Below are 15,399 nucleotides of genomic sequence, written 5' to 3' on the forward strand. Positions count from 1 at the left end.
ATATTCATATCATATATTTGATAATACAACAATAAAGCTGTCTTTTCCTAGAAAAAATCCTATTACAAGACAGCCTTATATTATATTAAATCTTTAATAATTCATAAATAGAAAGAGCATATATTTGAGTAGCCTTTACAATATCCTCTACTATTAAATATTCATTAGCTTGATGTTCTGTTTCTGGTTTTCCTGGGAAAATAGCTCCAAATGCAACACAATTATCTAAAGCTCTTGCATAAGTTGCTCCTCCAGATGAAAGTGGTGTTCCATCAAGACCAGTTTCTTCTTCGTATACTTTTCTAAGTGTCTTAACAAGAAGTGTGTCTTCTGGAACATAGATTGAATCTAAGAAATCATACTCCTTATAAGTTAAATTGTACTTATCTGTCATTTTCTTTAATTCTTTTACAAAATCATCTTTTTTGTATGTTACTGGAATTCTTATGTCTATTCCAGCAAATTCTTTTTCACTATCAATAGTTACTCTACCTATATTTACTGTTAGTTTGCCAGATACATCATCTTTACAATTAGAAATTATATTATTTCCATTAGCATCTTCTCCAATGACTTCTGCTAAAAACTTAATTATATTAGAATCTATACCTATATTATTAAGAGCTATACAAAGTCTAGCTACTGCATTTATACCTGTATCACTTGCTGCTGAATGGACACTTTTCCCTATTATACATATTTTATTTCCTTCAACAGTATATTCAAAGTTTAATTTATCAAGTTCTTTCTTTAATTTGTCAGAATATTTTCCAATATAAATTGCTTTCCCTGGAACTGCATTTAAGGCTTTTCCAACTGATAATTCTATATCACTTTTACTATCACAAGTCAAATGAACTTGTAAAAGACCTTTTTCTGCATTTGTTATTGGGAATCTAGAATCTGGAGTAAATCCGTAATTTGGAATTTCTTCATTGTTTTCTTTATATTTATTTATACATCTCCAAAGATTTTCTTCATCAGCCCCAAAAATAAATCTTATTCTTTTGTTAAAATCTACATTTAAATCCATAAGAGCTTTTACTGCATAAATCGCTGCTATTGTAGGTCCTTTATCATCTTGTGTTCCTCTTCCATATAAATTGCCATTTTCTAAAACAGCTTCAAATGGAGGATGATTCCAACTTTCTAAATCACCTTCTGGAACGACATCAACATGACCAAGTATACCTATCATTTTTTCACCTTGTCCTATTTCTGCATATCCATAATACCCATCCTTATATACTGTCTTAAATCCTAGAGATTTACATAAGTCTAATATACTTCTTAAAGCCTTATCTACATTTTCACCAAAAGGACAGTTTTCAGTCGCTTCAGATATAACACTAGGTATTTTTACACTTTCTTGTATTGAAGAAATCATTTCATCTTGTAGAGAATTTACTTTTTCTTTAATTTGCTCTTTCATATTATCACCCTTCAATTTTCATCATAATATACTAATAAATATTTTGACCTTTTTAATAAAAAATATGCTTATTTTTTCAGTTTTTTTATAAATTCAATTGCTTTTAAAGTTCCCATTTTTGAATGGTCGAATGTAAGTCCACCTTGGAAATAGACGTTATAAGGAGGTCTTATTGGAGCATCTGCACTTAATTCTATAGAAGAACCTTGGATAAAAGCTCCTGCTGCCATTATGACTTCACTTTCATATCCAGGCATATCCCAAGGAACAGGTTTTACATAAGAATCAACTGGTGCAGCTTCTTGTATCCCTTCACAAAAACTTATTACCTCATCAGCATCATTAAGTCTAATACATTGAATAATATCACTTCTTAAGTCATCGTATTTTGGTAATACATCATAGCCTAATTTTTCAAAAGCTCTTGAACAAAAGATAGCTCCCATTACAGCCTGAGATACTATATAAGGTGCTAAGAAGAATCCTTGAAGTACATTTCTAGTAGTTCCAAAAGTAAGACCACATTCTTTTCCTATTCCAGGAGAAGTCATTCTATAAGATATAAGTTCAATTAGATCTTTTCTACCAGCTATATATCCACCTGTCAATGCAAGTCCACCACCAGGATTTTTTATTAAAGAACCAGCCATAACATCTGCTCCAACATCAGTAGGCTCTTTAGTATCTAAAAACTCACCATAACAATTATCAACCATTACTATAACTTCTGGTTTGACAGACTTTATTACATCAATAGCTTCTTTTATATCACTAATTGAAAGTGATTTTCTCCAAGAATATCCTTTTGACCTTTGTATCATAACAAGTTTAGTTCTATCATTTATTTTATTTCTAATTCCTTCGAAATCTAGATTCCCATCTTCTAAAAAATCTACATCATCATATGTAACACCATACTCTTTTAATGAACCTTTTTCTTCTCTTATCCCTATAACACCTTCTAAAGTATCATATGGTCTACCAGTAACAGACAGAATTTCATCTCCTGGTCTAACTATACCTTGTATACATAAAGTAAGTGCATGTGTTCCATTTACAATTATTGGCCTTACAAGAGCATCTTCTGTATTAAAAACTTTAGAATAGATTTCCTCTATTTTTTCACGACCAATATCATTATATCCATACCCTGTAGTCCAGTTAAAGTGCATATCACTTAGTTTAGATTCTTGCATAGCTTTTAAAACTTTATATTGATTATATTCTCTTATTTCTTTTAATTCTTCAAACTTATCTTTTATATCTTCCATTACTTCTTGTGATAGTTTAAAAGTATCATTATCTATCCCATAGTAATCTTTTAACAATTCCTTTGTCTCATTAAGCATTTTATCACCTGTCTCTTTATGGTTTTATTTAAACATGTCAAAGGAGACTATTTTACTAAAACAAATAAATCATAGTTTATAGGTTAGTATAAGTCTCCTCTCAATCATTTTAAATTAAATTAATTATCTATCTGTTGTTATTATTATTGTTATTATTATTGTTTTGATTTGTTAGATTAATATACTTTCCAGGTTGTATAGTGGAAACAGCATGTTTATAAATCATGTTTTGTTGTCTATTGTCTCCTTCTATTAATATTATATAACTGTCAAATCCTTTTACAAGCCCTTTAACTTGCACGCCATTAACTAAATATATAGTAACAGGTATCCTTTCTTTCCTAGCATTATTTAAAAACAAATCTTGTAAATTTAAAACTGTATTTTTCATTAGATTTGTACCCTCCCAAGATTAAATTGAACTTCTAAAATATTCCTACCTTATATTCTATATAAGTTATGATAAATTTTCAATATTAAGTTGTATACTTAAAAAATTATATATTATTTTATAGAATCTTTAATATATAAGATTATTTCATTTTTTAATGTGTCTATGCTTTCATATGTGTCTAAATCAAACCATTTTGCTGTCTCATATCTTTTAAACCAAGTTATCTGACGCTTTGCATACCTTCTAGAATCTCTTTTGATTATTTCGATAGCTTCTTCGTATGTATATTCTCCATCTAGATACTTTAATATCTCTTTATAACCTATACCTTGCATGGATATCATGTCTTTTTTAAACCCCATACTTAAAAGTTTTTTGACCTCTTCAACAAGTCCATTTCTAAGCATAATGTCAACTCTCATATTTATTCTTTCATATAAATATTCTCTGTTTCTATTCAAGACTATTATTATAGGTTCATACTCTTCATTGAATTTTAAATCACTTGAAAAGTCATTCATTTTCTTGCCACTTAGACAAACTTCAAGTGCCCTTATAACTCTTTTAGTATTGTTCTTATGAATTCTATTAGCAGCCTCTTCATCAAGTGATTTTAGTCTATCATGCATGTAATCTATTCCCTTTTCAGCAAGTTGATTTTGAAGTTCATCTCTTAATTCGTTATTGGCATCTGATTTTGCAAAATCCATATTATATATTAAAGAATTTAAATAAAGCCCTGTGCCTCCAGTTACTAAGACAGATTTTCCCTTTTGATTTATTTCATATATATATTTCTTTGCCCTTTGTTGAAACTCTGAGACTGAAAATGGATAGTCAGGTTTAACTTCATCTATAAGATAGTGCTTTACTCCCTGCATCTCTTCCTCTGTAACTTTTGCACTTCCAACATCCATATATTTATATATTTGCATGGAATCTGCTGAAATTATCTCTGCATTCATATCCTTTGCTAATTTTATTGACAAATCTGTCTTTCCAACAGCAGTTGGACCTGTAAGTATTATAAGTGGTATTTTTTTCATAATATTCCTTTCCATATATTTTAACTACCCAAATATTTTACATAATTCTTTTAAACATTTTTTCTATTTCTGTCTTAGATATTTCGACCATTATAGGTCTTCCGTGAGGGCATGTAAATGGATTCTCACACTCTTCTAGCTGTTTTAATAGGCTTTTTATTTCAATATCATATATTTTATCATTTGCTTTTATAGCAGACCTACATGCCATAGATGCAAATCGTTCTCCTTTTAAATCATAATTACTTGTAATCTCTTCTATATTATCAATTATTTGGAGTATGAATTTTTCAGTTTCAGGAACTCCAAATATAGTTGGAACACATCTTATCATTATATGATTATTACCAAATACTTCTAGTTCAAAACCAAATTTCATAAATAACTCTAAATTGTTTTCAATTTGAAGCATATCTACATTTGACACTTCAATTACCACTGGGTCTAAAAGTATTTGCATATTGATATCTTGTCTATAGAACTTTTCCATATATCTCTCATACAATATTCTCTCATGTGCAGCGTGTTGGTCCAGCAAATACATAGAATCATCTTTACTTAAAATTATATAAGTATTAAACACAACTCCAATTACAATATATCCATATAAGGAAAACTTACGTTTTGAATCATCTAAATACTTCTCTTCACTATCTCTAACACTATTTTCCATATAATAGTTATCTTCGTTTCTGGAGCCATCAACTTGAAATTCTTCTTGTATATTGTCATTTGCATTATCTTCACTTAGATACTTAGTATTTTTTAATTCGTCTTCTACACTTGCATTTAAGACTTCACTTACAGATTGAAATTCATTTGTTGGTCTTTCACTCGATAAAGTTACAACTTCAATAACTTCATCTTTGTCTTTAGTAATATTGTTATTTTGAAGATTAGATTCTAATAAATTATTATTTCTCAATTCACAATCTGTACTTTTTTCTCTGTTATTAATAGCAATTCTAGGTTGTGTTTTTTTATCAGTATAAGTAGCATATTTTCCAATAAGATTTGAATGTATCAATTTGACCTTCAAAAAATCTCTAAGTTCTATATACACTTCTTGTTCTTTTTCAAATTTAATTTCAAGTTTATTAGGATGTATATTTACATCGATACACGATGGGTCTACTTCTATATTTAAGAAACAAACTGCATGTTTACCTATTGGGATTATAGACTTATAACTTTCTGTTATTGCATCTATGATTATCTTACTTTTTACAAATCTTTTATTTATATAGATATGTTGTAAGTTTTTATTAGAACGATATATATTGTTATTACCTATATATCCATTCATTTTAAAGTGATTACACTTAAACTCCACATCTATTATATTTTCCGTTATTTCTTTTCCATATATGCTTCTAATTGTGTTTACAAGCTTACCATCTCCTGGAGTATTTAGCATTTGTTTATTATTATTTGTATATTTAAATTGAATGTTTGGATTACCTATTGCAAGTTTATTTATTAAATCACTTATATTTATAGTTTCTGCATGAGTAGACTTTAAAAACTTCTGTCTTGCTGGTGTATTAAAGAAAATATCTTTTATAATGATTGTAGTTCCATTAGTAGAACCTATTGGCTCTTTTGATATTATTTTTCCACCCTCAACGTATATTTTAGTTCCTATAATCTCGTCCTTTGTTTTAGTAGTCATCTCTAATTTAGATACAGCTGAAATAGATGCTAAGGCCTCTCCTCTAAAACCAAGAGAATATAAGTCGTATAAATCATCAATTTTTTTAATTTTACTAGTAGCATGTCTTAAAAATGATTTTTCAACTTCACTTGAAGGTATTCCTATTCCATTATCTGTAATCTTAATTAAACTCTTGCCTCCATCAACTATATCTATAGAAATTTTATTTGCACCTGCATCGATAGAGTTTTCAATAAGTTCTTTCACTACAGAAGAAGGTCTTTCTACAACTTCACCTGCTGCTATCTTGTTTATAGTCAAATCATCTAGGATGTTAATTATATTTTTCATTTGTACACCTCTAAGATTTTATTTCTTTTGCTTTTTTTTGAAGATTATAAAGAGAATTTATTGCATCTAATGGAGTCATATTTAAGATATCTAGGTTTAAAATTTCTTCTGATAGTATATCTCTTTTTACACTATCAAAAGATATTTGAGTTAAGGCTACTTCTTTTACAGAATCTTCTTTATTAGTTTTCTCTTTATCATCATTTTCCTTTATTAAAGCAACTTCATCATTTAATAATTTAAATTTAGAATTTAATTTATCGTAATCCTTTTTTATATGTTTATAGTCTTTTACGACAAGTTCATGCTCTATTTTTAAAGATTCATATTTGTTCTTAAAATTGCTTTGATTTACCTTAAGCAATTCTTCATCTAAGTTGATATTAGGCACATTAGTTTTTTCTTTATCTCCATTTATTGCTACACTGTTATAAACATGATTTTTTTCCAAGTCTTTAAGTATATATTTTGCTCTTTCTATAACTTCATCTGGTAATTTAGCTAATTTAGCAACATATATTCCATAACTCTTATCCGCCCCTTGAGGAATTATTTTTCTCAAAAATATTATTCCTTCTCCATCTTCTTTGACTGCTATTGAATAATTCTTAACCTCTTCAAACTCCTCTTCCAAATCAGTAAGTTCATGATAATGAGTTGCAAATAAAGTCTTGCATCTAATATTCTTCTGAATATATTCCACTATTGACCATGCTAAGCTTATACCATCATAAGTGCTGGTTCCACGACCTATTTCATCTAATATAACTAAACTTCTCTCTGTTGCATTTTTTAGTATAAGAGATACTTCGTTCATTTCTACCATAAAAGTAGATTGACCTTGAGATAAGTCATCACTAGCTCCAACTCTAGTAAATATTCTATCTAAAATTGGAATATCAGCATATTCAGCTGGTACAAACGAACCTATATGTGCCATAAGTGCTATTATAGCAGTTTGTCTCATATATGTTGATTTACCAGACATATTAGGACCAGTTATTATGTTAATAATATTTTCCCCACGGTTTAGATATGTGTCATTTGGAACAAAATTTTCCTCACCTACTATATTTTCAACAACTGGATGTCTACCATTTCTTATATCAAGCTTATTATCTTCATTTATTGCTGGCTTTACATAGTTATTTATGTGTGCAACTGTTGCAAGAGATACAAAAACATCTATATTAGCTATAGTCTTAGCTACTTTTTGTATTCTATCTATATTTTTGTATATAGTATCTCTTATACCTACAAATATCTCGTATTCTAGAGACTTAATTTTCTCTTCAGCATGTAATATCTTTTCCTCTATTTCCTTTAATTCTGGAGTTATATATCTTTCTGCATTACTAAGTGTCTGTTTTCTTATATATGTCTCATCTAGTTTTGCCTGTTTAAAATTGGCTTTTGTTATTTCTATATAGTAACCAAAGACTTTATTAAAACCTATTTTTAATGATTTAACTCCTGTCTTTTCTCTTTCTCTATTTTCTATTTCTTTTACAAGAAAAGCTCCATTTTTAGAAATATCTCTTAATTCTTTAAGCTCATCACTAAAATCAGACTTAATTATATTTCCATCCTTTATAGTTATTGTAGGTTCTTCTAAAATAGATTCATCTATTAAATTGTATATATCATCTAGTTTATCCATTTCTGAAACATACTCTTTTAGTATTGTTGCATTTGATAAATCTATTGTGTCTTTTAAATTAGGTAACTTTTCTATTGAATTTTTTAAATGAATTAATTCTTTTGGTGTTACCCTTTCAAAAGCTATTTTCCCACATATTCTTTCTATATCGTATATATTTTTGAGTATATCATTTAAGTCTTCTCTTAATATAAAGTCATCTTTTATCTCTTCTATTACATCCAATCTATTTTCAATTTTAGATTTATTTATCAAAGGCTCTTCAACATATTTTCTTAAAAGTCTACCTCCCATTGCTGTTGAAGTTTTATCAAGAACATGCAATAATGAACCTTTCTTCTTATTACCTCTTATAGTTTGGGTAAGCTCTAAATTGGTCCTAGTAAACATGTCTAGAACCATATATTCTGATGAATTGTATATATTTATATTATTAATGTTAGATGTTATTTGTTTTTGAGTATTATATATATAATTTAGAAGAATTGATAAGCTTGACTTTATAAGACCTTTATCATCAAACTTTAGTTTTTGTAGATAAACCTCTGGAAAATATTCTCTTAATATGTTTATGTCCAAATAGTTATCACTAAAACTTTCATTTATGTATATATTACTTACAGTAGCTATATCTCTAAGTTTTTCTATAAAGTTTAAATCATTTATAATTATTTCTGTAGGATGGATTTTTGCAATCTCTTCAATTACTTTATCTTCATTCAAACATGTTGCATTAGTTTCTCCTGTACTTATATCGACATAAGTTAGCCCTATATTAGAACCATCCTTATACAAAGATAACAAATAATTATTTTTTTTATTTTCAAGTAAATTTCCATCTAAAACGGTTCCAGGAGTGATGACTCTTATAACCTCTCTTCTAACAATTCCTTTTGCAGTAGATGGGTCTTCCATTTGTTCACCTATTGCTACTTTATATCCATTTTCAACTAATTTTGATATATATGAATTGGCTGAGTGGAAAGGCACACCACACATAGGAGCACGTTCTTCTAAACCACAAGCTTTTCCTGTCAATGCTATTTCAAGAGCCTTTGAAGCTACTAATGCATCTTCAAAAAACATTTCATAAAAATCTCCCAATCTAAAAAACAGTATACAATCTTTATATCTGTTTTTTACTTCAAGATACTGCTTCATCATAGGAGTTAATTTATTCATATCTATTTGCATTATCAAACCTCCTTCTTTTCTAATTAAATATTATATCATAGTAGATGACTATTATTAACATAATATATAAAATTTTGACGTATAACTAAAAAACAACCCAAAATGTATAATTACATTTTGGATTGCTAAGTTTAATACTTATTGAATAAAACACATATAGAATTTTTATAATAAAGATATTATTTCTTTCTTAAGTTTAATGACATTTTCAAGGTTATCTTCATTCAATTCTCTACTATCTATTATAAATTCTTTTTTTATTATTGAGGGCTTTTTTGAAATAACATAAATTCTGTTTGACAACATTATAGCTTCATCAATATCATGAGTTATAAGAAGTATTGTTGAATTTACCTTTTTCTTAACATCTAAAAGCCATTTTTGCATAGATGTCTTAGTCAATGAATCAAGTGCTCCAAAAGGCTCATCTAAAAGCATTATGTCATTAGAATTTATAAAAGTTCTTAGGAAATTTGCCCTTTGTCTCATTCCTCCAGAAAGTTCTGATGGATATTTATATTCATATCCACTTAGACCAAAGACTTCAAAATAATGTTTTACCATTTCCCTTGCTTTACTCTTTTTTTCTTTTTTTAAGACCAGTGGTAGTGACACATTATCTATTATAGTTTTATATGGTAAAAGTAAGTCTTTTTGATACATGTAACTGTATTTCCCACTTATATCTACTTTACCACTATTATAATCTGTAAGTTTAGTTATAATATTAAAGATAGTACTTTTACCACATCCACTTGGACCTAATATAGAAACAAATTCACCTTCATAGACATCAATACTTATATCTTTTAAAACTTCAACTTCTTTATATGTTTTTGATACATTTTCTATAGATACTTTTATTTTTTTATTGTGGTAAGAATTCATTTGTGTAAGCATCACTTGCCTTCATATCCTTATCTATTAATTTATATTCTTTTAAGAATGATGTGTAGTTATTCCATACACTGTCTTTCATTTCTCCCCATCTAGGTGCATCGTCTTTGTATTTACTTGCTAGATATTCTTGACTCTTTAATGCTAATTTTTCATCTACTTCAGGTGCATTTTTTACTAATATTTTTGCTGCATCTTCTGGATTTTTAATTGCATATTCGTAACCTTTTGTTGTAGCTTTTAAGAATTTCTTAGCTAGTTCTGGATTATCTTTAAGTACAGTTTCATTAGAAATTATAAGTGGTGTATAATAATCTAATCTTTCATCTAAATCTTTTACTGGTATAAAGTTTAAATCATAATCAATTAAACTTGCCTTAACTGCATCCCAACCTTCAAATATCCATGCAAAGTCTACAGTTTTCATAGCTGCAAAGAAATCATCTTGACCAGTATTAACTATCTTTAACTTATTAAAATCAGCTCCATTTTTCTTCATAACTGCTTTAAAAACAGCTTCTTCTGATGGAGAGCCCCAACCACCATAAGTTTTTCCTTCAAAATCCTTAGCTGTAGTTATATTTTTTTCTTTTGGTGATGCAAACCCAGAAGTATTATGTTGTATAACAGCTGCTACAGCTTTTATTGGAAGTGGGTCTTCACTAGTCTTTGCATAAGTAACTTGTTCTTGATAACTTATACCAAAGTCCGCTTTACCTGTTGCAACTAAAGTCTCAGCTCCACTTTCAGGTGGTTGAACTATTTCCACATCTAGACCTTCTTCTTTATAGTAACCTTTATCAAGTGCTACATATAATCCAGTATGATTTGTATTTGGTGTCCAATCAAGTACCATAGTCACTTTTTTAGAAGAATCATCTTTAGCACTACTTTTATCCTTATCATTATTTGAAGAACATCCAGTTATTGTTGCTAGTGTAAAAACACTTACTAAACCTAATATTCCTAATTTTTTAAAATTCATAATAGCCTCCCTCAAATACATTTAATCTGCTAATCTATGTCTTATAACAATTTTTTTTACTGCTTGTACAACTCCTACAAATATCAAACTAAATATAACTACCAATATAGTAGATGCAAATACTTTATCAAGAGCATATGCACTTTTTGACCTTAGCATATAAACACCAAGACCTTTGGTTCCACCTAACCACTCTGCAACAGTTGCTGCCATTACAGCATATGTTGCAGATATCTTGAGTCCAGAAAAAAATTTATCCATTGCCATAGGAAATTTAAGATGAATAAATGTATTAATTTTATTTGAATTCATAGTCTTAAATAAATTTAAATAATCTTTATCAATATTCTCAATTCCATCTACAAAACTTATTAATATAGGAAAAAAACAAGTAAGCGTTACCATCAATATTTTTGGCATTGTCCCAAAGCCAAACCATATCATAAAAAGTGGAGCTATAATTATTGTAGGTATCATTTGAGTGACCAACATAATAGGATAAAGACATTTTTTTATTATCAACACAAAATCCATCAATACACCAATTATCAATGATATTATAATTGCAACTATAAAACCAAGTATTGCCTCTCCTATAGTAACTACAGCATGCATAGATAAATTTTGAGAGTCTTTAAAAAATACATTAAGTATATCTACTGGTGTGGGTAGTATATACTGTGGGACTTTTAAAACTTCTACCACAGATTGCCAAAGAATAAGTATAAACAAAAATGTTGCTATTGGATATATACTATCTTTAACTTTATCTATGATTTCTAAGTTTTTCATCTATAGTCAAGCCCCCAGCTTTTTCATCTACTCTAGCTACTGTTATAACTCTTTCACATCCAAGGTTAAAAGGGATTTTATGTACTTTCTTCAATAATTCAAAAACTTCATCAAAATCACCTTCAACAGTCGTACTCATTGCACCTATTTCACATTTAAGACCACTTTTTTCAATTTCAGCAATACAAGCATCTACTACTTTATACATTTCTTCTTCACCTTTGTAAGGTCTTAGTGGCATTACTGCTATGTCTGCGATTACCATTTAAATCACTCCTTTAAAAATAATTAATACCTACTAGGTATATTTTGTTTTTTATTAAAATTTTTTACTCCTAAAAAGATAATATAATATTTAAATAAAATAAAAGTCTTATCCACAATAGGATAAGACTTTTTTTCATCTTTACTGGTCTCCCTACACTGGCATTATCCAAACAGGTTCAAAGGGTCGAGATAAAATCTCCTCTCAGCACATTAGCTCCCCGAAATATATTATATCTTTTCTACTTGATTATACTACACTTATCATATTTTAACAAATTTTTTATTCATATTATATATTTTGTCTGTTTTAAAATATATAATACCAAAATAATATTTTAATAATACTTTTTACAAAATTATATGCCTACTATACATACTTATCATAATTTATTAGAGTTTATTAGAGTTTGATTAAATTTTAAAGTTTATATGTAAAAAATATACTGTTATAATGATTTTTTTTATTTTATTAACCATTTAACTTTGTTCAGCTTTATTTTACTGTATTAAATTAATTCAATCTAATTTAATAATAAAAATATATTACTCTAATTTGTCTATATAATATAATTATTTTACCTAATTTATTTTTGAAAAATAAATTATTTTTTTTAATTTTTAAATTTTTTAATATGTATATTGAAAAATAAAACGTTTTCCTATATGATTGTAATTGTAGAATAAAACTAAATAGGCAAAACTAGAGAAATTTAGTGACGCAAAGCTATAGGGACTAAGGCTTATAAAACAAGTTATGTCAGCCAGTTGCCAAAAAGATATTTTCTTTTTGTTTTTATGAAAGTTTTTTAGGGGGATAAATAATATATGTTTATAGATAAAAAGGATAGATGTACGCATATACTAACTGCATATATATGCAGTTCATACGATTACTGCAATTTTATAGATACACAATTAAATGACTTTATACTAGAATATGGAGAGAACGTGGTAGAATCTTGTTTGCATCAAGTGATGGTATTGGTAAGCAGATATAATTAAAGAAATTTTATTTTCTAGAAAACCCTTTTTAGTTTTATCTACGTTTTATAATACATTAAAGAACTAATTAAAATAAGCTTCATTATCTATTTTTCATGAAGTAAACAGTTGAGTTTATCTCATATACTGTTTACCCCAATTACATAATTCTAATAATATCGATTCCAATGATTTACCACGTTTAGTAGACAAATATTCAACTTTTGGAGGAATAGTTGGATAAGAAATTCTTTTAATAAGTCCATCTCTTTCAAGATACTTTAATTCTTGTGACAGTATCTTATGACTTATATGAACAACTTCTTTTTTTAATTGACTGTAACGTATTGGCTCTTGTTTTAAAATATGCCATAAAATAATTGCCCTCCATTTACTTCCTATCACAGTCATAATAAAACAAATTGAACAATTAAAATCTTTTTGTCTTTCTTCAATAGTTGGAAATTCTTCAAAATTATTATCTATATTCATTCTAACCCTCCTTTTAAAAGGGTAAATAAATAACTAAAAAATGTATTCCTGTTTAACATACTAATTCGTAATATAATCTTGATTGTAGTATAGAGATTTACATAATAACAATAAAACGCAAAGGCAAGATGTTAGTAAAAGTAATTATTTCAGATAATAAGCCAGTTGAAGTAAAAATAATTGGAAAAGCTATAATTGCATTCTCAACAAACATAGAAGTTGAATCATAGGCTTCTTCTAAGTAACATTCCGAACTTTTTAATTCTAATTAATACTAATTTAATAACAAACTAATTTATATACAATCAAATTAATTTTTTTATTATTTGTTAATATATATTTATCATTATATTATATAATAATATAGATAGTTACTATATCTTAAATTAGATAAATCATAATTATATATTATTGTTAAAACTCAATTATATAATTTTTAATAATATTATTTTAGGAGGAAAAAATGATAAACGATATTAAAAACAAGTTCAAAGATTACAAACCATATATAAACGGATATAAAAATATGAAAAGAGCATCTGTTTTAATTCCAATAGTAGAGATAAATAACATACACCATATATTATTTGAAGTTCGCTCAAAGAATTTAAAGCATCAACCTAACGAGATTTCTTTTCCAGGTGGCAAAATAGAATCCAACGAAACTCCATATGATGCTGCTGTCAGAGAAACTTGTGAAGAACTAGGCACTTTTAGTGACAATATAGAAATCATAGCAAGTCTTGACCTACTTATAACACCTGTAAAATTTATAATACATCCTTATTTAGGATATATAAAAAACATTAATAATTTAAACATAAATAAGGATGAAGTTGACCATACTTTTTTGGTACCTATAAAATATCTTTTAGAAAATCCTCCAAATACTTATAATAATACTGTAAAAGTTTTTCCTGATGAAAATCTACCTTATGGATCAATTCCAAATCAAAAAGATTATAAATTTGAAAGCGGGAGTTATCCTATTCTATTCTATAAATATAAAGATTATGTAATCTGGGGTATGACAGCAAAAATACTAGAAAATTTTTTGAACTTCTTATCAGAATAATATTTGTAAACAAACATTAAAATTTTTAGATAATAAGTTTTAAATTTTTCTAAATTTAAAATGTTATAATTATAGGAAATATAGAAAGTTATATTTTATAATGTTTTTTCTACTTGATTATTGTTAAATTATTATTACATAATATTCAATACAATTTCAAGGTAAATACTAAGTATTATTATCACACTATAGATAAACTATAGCATAATAATATATCTAATAAGGCTAAGATATGAAATAAATGATTTTAATGTATGTTTATGGTAAAATATAATAAATTAGTAAACTGTAAGTTAAAGTATATGGAGGTGCTTATAATGTTTGCAGTAGGATTCATAGTTATATCGGCAATTGCCTCTTTCATCTTAAGTATATTATTATTTAATGGAAAAGCCAGTATACTACTGGCAGGTTATAATACTATGAGCGATAAAGAAAAAGCTCGATATGATAAAAAAAAATTATGTAGGAGTTCTAGTATTGTTATTTTTATTGTATCTATAATGTTATTTATTATGGCGTTTTTTGGTTATAGAGTAGAAAGCGGACAAATGGATGAAAAAAACATGCTTCCATTTGCTGTGATATTTATAATAGTTATACTTGCTAGTGTGCTTTTCAATATCTATTATTCTAATAAGAAATGTAAAAAATAATGATTAGCAATTTGAGCAGTTAGTCATGAAAGATTAACTGCTTTTTATATCTATTATATAATACTTTAGTATATACTAAAGTAATACTAAATATGGTTATATAAAACTTATCAAAATAAAATAAAAATAGATGTACAATGAATTTACATCGTATATCAAATGTATATCAAATTT

The 15,399-nt window shown here is 27.2% G+C and carries 14 protein-coding genes and 2 riboswitches; of the genes, 3 read left to right on the forward strand and 11 right to left on the reverse strand.

Annotated features, from left to right (window positions below):
* Positions 1 to 85: 85 nt before the first annotated feature.
* The 10 genes from pepV to ACTG45_RS10220 form a co-directional block, all read right to left on the reverse strand.
* Entirely contained in the window at positions 86 to 1,432 is a 1,347-nt protein-coding gene (gene pepV / locus ACTG45_RS10175; protein ID WP_479920274.1) for a dipeptidase PepV, read from the reverse strand.
* Between the two features lie 68 nt (positions 1,433 to 1,500).
* Positions 1,501 to 2,781 (reverse strand): methionine gamma-lyase family protein, encoded by a 1,281-nt coding sequence (locus ACTG45_RS10180; RefSeq protein WP_479920275.1) that lies wholly within the window; start codon positions 2,779 to 2,781, stop codon positions 1,501 to 1,503.
* A 127-nt stretch (positions 2,782 to 2,908) separates the two neighbouring features.
* Positions 2,909 to 3,172, reverse strand: a complete 264-nt coding sequence (gene hfq / locus ACTG45_RS10185; protein WP_021384721.1) for an RNA chaperone Hfq — start codon at positions 3,170 to 3,172, stop codon at positions 2,909 to 2,911.
* Between the two features lie 113 nt (positions 3,173 to 3,285).
* Positions 3,286 to 4,221, reverse strand: a complete 936-nt coding sequence (gene miaA / locus ACTG45_RS10190; protein ID WP_479920276.1) for a tRNA (adenosine(37)-N6)-dimethylallyltransferase MiaA — start codon at positions 4,219 to 4,221, stop codon at positions 3,286 to 3,288.
* Positions 4,222 to 4,258: 37 nt separating this feature from the next.
* On the reverse strand, positions 4,259 to 6,226 hold the full coding sequence (mutL, locus tag ACTG45_RS10195; protein WP_479920277.1) for a DNA mismatch repair endonuclease MutL: 1,968 nt from the start codon (positions 6,224 to 6,226) through the stop codon (positions 4,259 to 4,261).
* A 10-nt stretch (positions 6,227 to 6,236) separates the two neighbouring features.
* Positions 6,237 to 9,080, reverse strand: coding sequence for a DNA mismatch repair protein MutS (mutS, locus tag ACTG45_RS10200; protein ID WP_021384739.1), 2,844 nt, complete (start codon positions 9,078 to 9,080; stop codon positions 6,237 to 6,239).
* A 165-nt stretch (positions 9,081 to 9,245) separates the two neighbouring features.
* Positions 9,246 to 9,980, reverse strand: coding sequence for an ABC transporter ATP-binding protein (locus ACTG45_RS10205; protein WP_479918903.1), 735 nt, complete (start codon positions 9,978 to 9,980; stop codon positions 9,246 to 9,248).
* On the reverse strand, positions 9,949 to 10,962 hold the full coding sequence (locus ACTG45_RS10210) for an ABC transporter substrate-binding protein (RefSeq protein WP_021384723.1): 1,014 nt from the start codon (positions 10,960 to 10,962) through the stop codon (positions 9,949 to 9,951). Before ACTG45_RS10210 ends, ACTG45_RS10205 begins: the two co-directional genes overlap by 32 nt.
* A gap of 21 nt (positions 10,963 to 10,983) precedes the next feature.
* Positions 10,984 to 11,754, reverse strand: a complete 771-nt coding sequence (locus ACTG45_RS10215) for an ABC transporter permease (protein ID WP_479918904.1) — start codon at positions 11,752 to 11,754, stop codon at positions 10,984 to 10,986.
* Positions 11,729 to 12,019, reverse strand: coding sequence for an MTH1187 family thiamine-binding protein (locus ACTG45_RS10220; RefSeq protein WP_003424145.1), 291 nt, complete (start codon positions 12,017 to 12,019; stop codon positions 11,729 to 11,731). Before ACTG45_RS10220 ends, ACTG45_RS10215 begins: the two co-directional genes overlap by 26 nt.
* A gap of 133 nt (positions 12,020 to 12,152) precedes the next feature.
* Positions 12,153 to 12,252, reverse strand: a riboswitch (TPP riboswitch).
* Positions 12,253 to 12,704: 452 nt separating this feature from the next.
* Positions 12,705 to 12,794: riboswitch (cyclic di-GMP riboswitch) on the forward strand.
* A 52-nt stretch (positions 12,795 to 12,846) separates the two neighbouring features.
* Between ACTG45_RS10220 and ACTG45_RS10225 the strand changes: the two genes are divergently transcribed.
* On the forward strand, positions 12,847 to 13,023 hold the full coding sequence (locus tag ACTG45_RS10225) for a hypothetical protein (RefSeq protein WP_044213485.1): 177 nt from the start codon (positions 12,847 to 12,849) through the stop codon (positions 13,021 to 13,023).
* A gap of 114 nt (positions 13,024 to 13,137) precedes the next feature.
* On the opposite strand, the gene ACTG45_RS10230 is transcribed toward ACTG45_RS10225, so the two are convergent.
* The gene (locus ACTG45_RS10230) at positions 13,138 to 13,494 is read right to left on the reverse strand and encodes a winged helix-turn-helix transcriptional regulator (protein ID WP_479918905.1); all 357 of its coding nucleotides are present in this window, start codon (positions 13,492 to 13,494) and stop codon (positions 13,138 to 13,140) included.
* Between the two features lie 463 nt (positions 13,495 to 13,957).
* Between ACTG45_RS10230 and ACTG45_RS10235 the strand changes: the two genes are divergently transcribed.
* Positions 13,958 to 14,569 carry an NUDIX hydrolase gene (locus tag ACTG45_RS10235; protein ID WP_479918906.1) on the forward strand — a complete coding sequence of 204 codons (612 nt, stop codon included), beginning with the start codon at positions 13,958 to 13,960 and terminating at the stop codon, positions 14,567 to 14,569.
* A gap of 317 nt (positions 14,570 to 14,886) precedes the next feature.
* On the forward strand, positions 14,887 to 15,225 hold the full coding sequence (locus ACTG45_RS10240; protein ID WP_479918907.1) for a DUF3784 domain-containing protein: 339 nt from the start codon (positions 14,887 to 14,889) through the stop codon (positions 15,223 to 15,225).
* Positions 15,226 to 15,399 lie beyond the last annotated feature (174 nt).

This window comes from Clostridioides sp. LIBA-7602, from assembly GCF_056688945.1.

What these genes read in the sequence shown, in the direction of transcription:
- ACTG45_RS10230 (WP_479918905.1), bottom strand. Translation starts at nt 13,494, where the DNA reads ATGAATATAGATAATAATTTTGAAGAATTTCCAACTATTGAAGAAAGA.
- mutL (WP_479920277.1), bottom strand. Translation starts at nt 6,226, where the DNA reads ATGAAAAATATAATTAACATCCTAGATGATTTGACTATAAACAAGATA.
- ACTG45_RS10215 (WP_479918904.1), bottom strand. Translation starts at nt 11,754, where the DNA reads ATGAAAAACTTAGAAATCATAGATAAAGTTAAAGATAGTATATATCCA.
- pepV (WP_479920274.1), bottom strand. Translation starts at nt 1,432, where the DNA reads ATGAAAGAGCAAATTAAAGAAAAAGTAAATTCTCTACAAGATGAAATG.
- ACTG45_RS10225 (WP_044213485.1), top strand. Translation starts at nt 12,847, where the DNA reads ATGTTTATAGATAAAAAGGATAGATGTACGCATATACTAACTGCATAT.
- ACTG45_RS10220 (WP_003424145.1), bottom strand. Translation starts at nt 12,019, where the DNA reads ATGGTAATCGCAGACATAGCAGTAATGCCACTAAGACCTTACAAAGGT.
- ACTG45_RS10235 (WP_479918906.1), top strand. Translation starts at nt 13,958, where the DNA reads ATGATAAACGATATTAAAAACAAGTTCAAAGATTACAAACCATATATA.
- hfq (WP_021384721.1), bottom strand. Translation starts at nt 3,172, where the DNA reads ATGAAAAATACAGTTTTAAATTTACAAGATTTGTTTTTAAATAATGCT.
- ACTG45_RS10210 (WP_021384723.1), bottom strand. Translation starts at nt 10,962, where the DNA reads ATGAATTTTAAAAAATTAGGAATATTAGGTTTAGTAAGTGTTTTTACA.
- mutS (WP_021384739.1), bottom strand. Translation starts at nt 9,080, where the DNA reads ATGCAAATAGATATGAATAAATTAACTCCTATGATGAAGCAGTATCTT.
- ACTG45_RS10180 (WP_479920275.1), bottom strand. Translation starts at nt 2,781, where the DNA reads ATGCTTAATGAGACAAAGGAATTGTTAAAAGATTACTATGGGATAGAT.
- ACTG45_RS10205 (WP_479918903.1), bottom strand. Translation starts at nt 9,980, where the DNA reads ATGCTTACACAAATGAATTCTTACCACAATAAAAAAATAAAAGTATCT.
- ACTG45_RS10240 (WP_479918907.1), top strand. Translation starts at nt 14,887, where the DNA reads ATGTTTGCAGTAGGATTCATAGTTATATCGGCAATTGCCTCTTTCATC.
- miaA (WP_479920276.1), bottom strand. Translation starts at nt 4,221, where the DNA reads ATGAAAAAAATACCACTTATAATACTTACAGGTCCAACTGCTGTTGGA.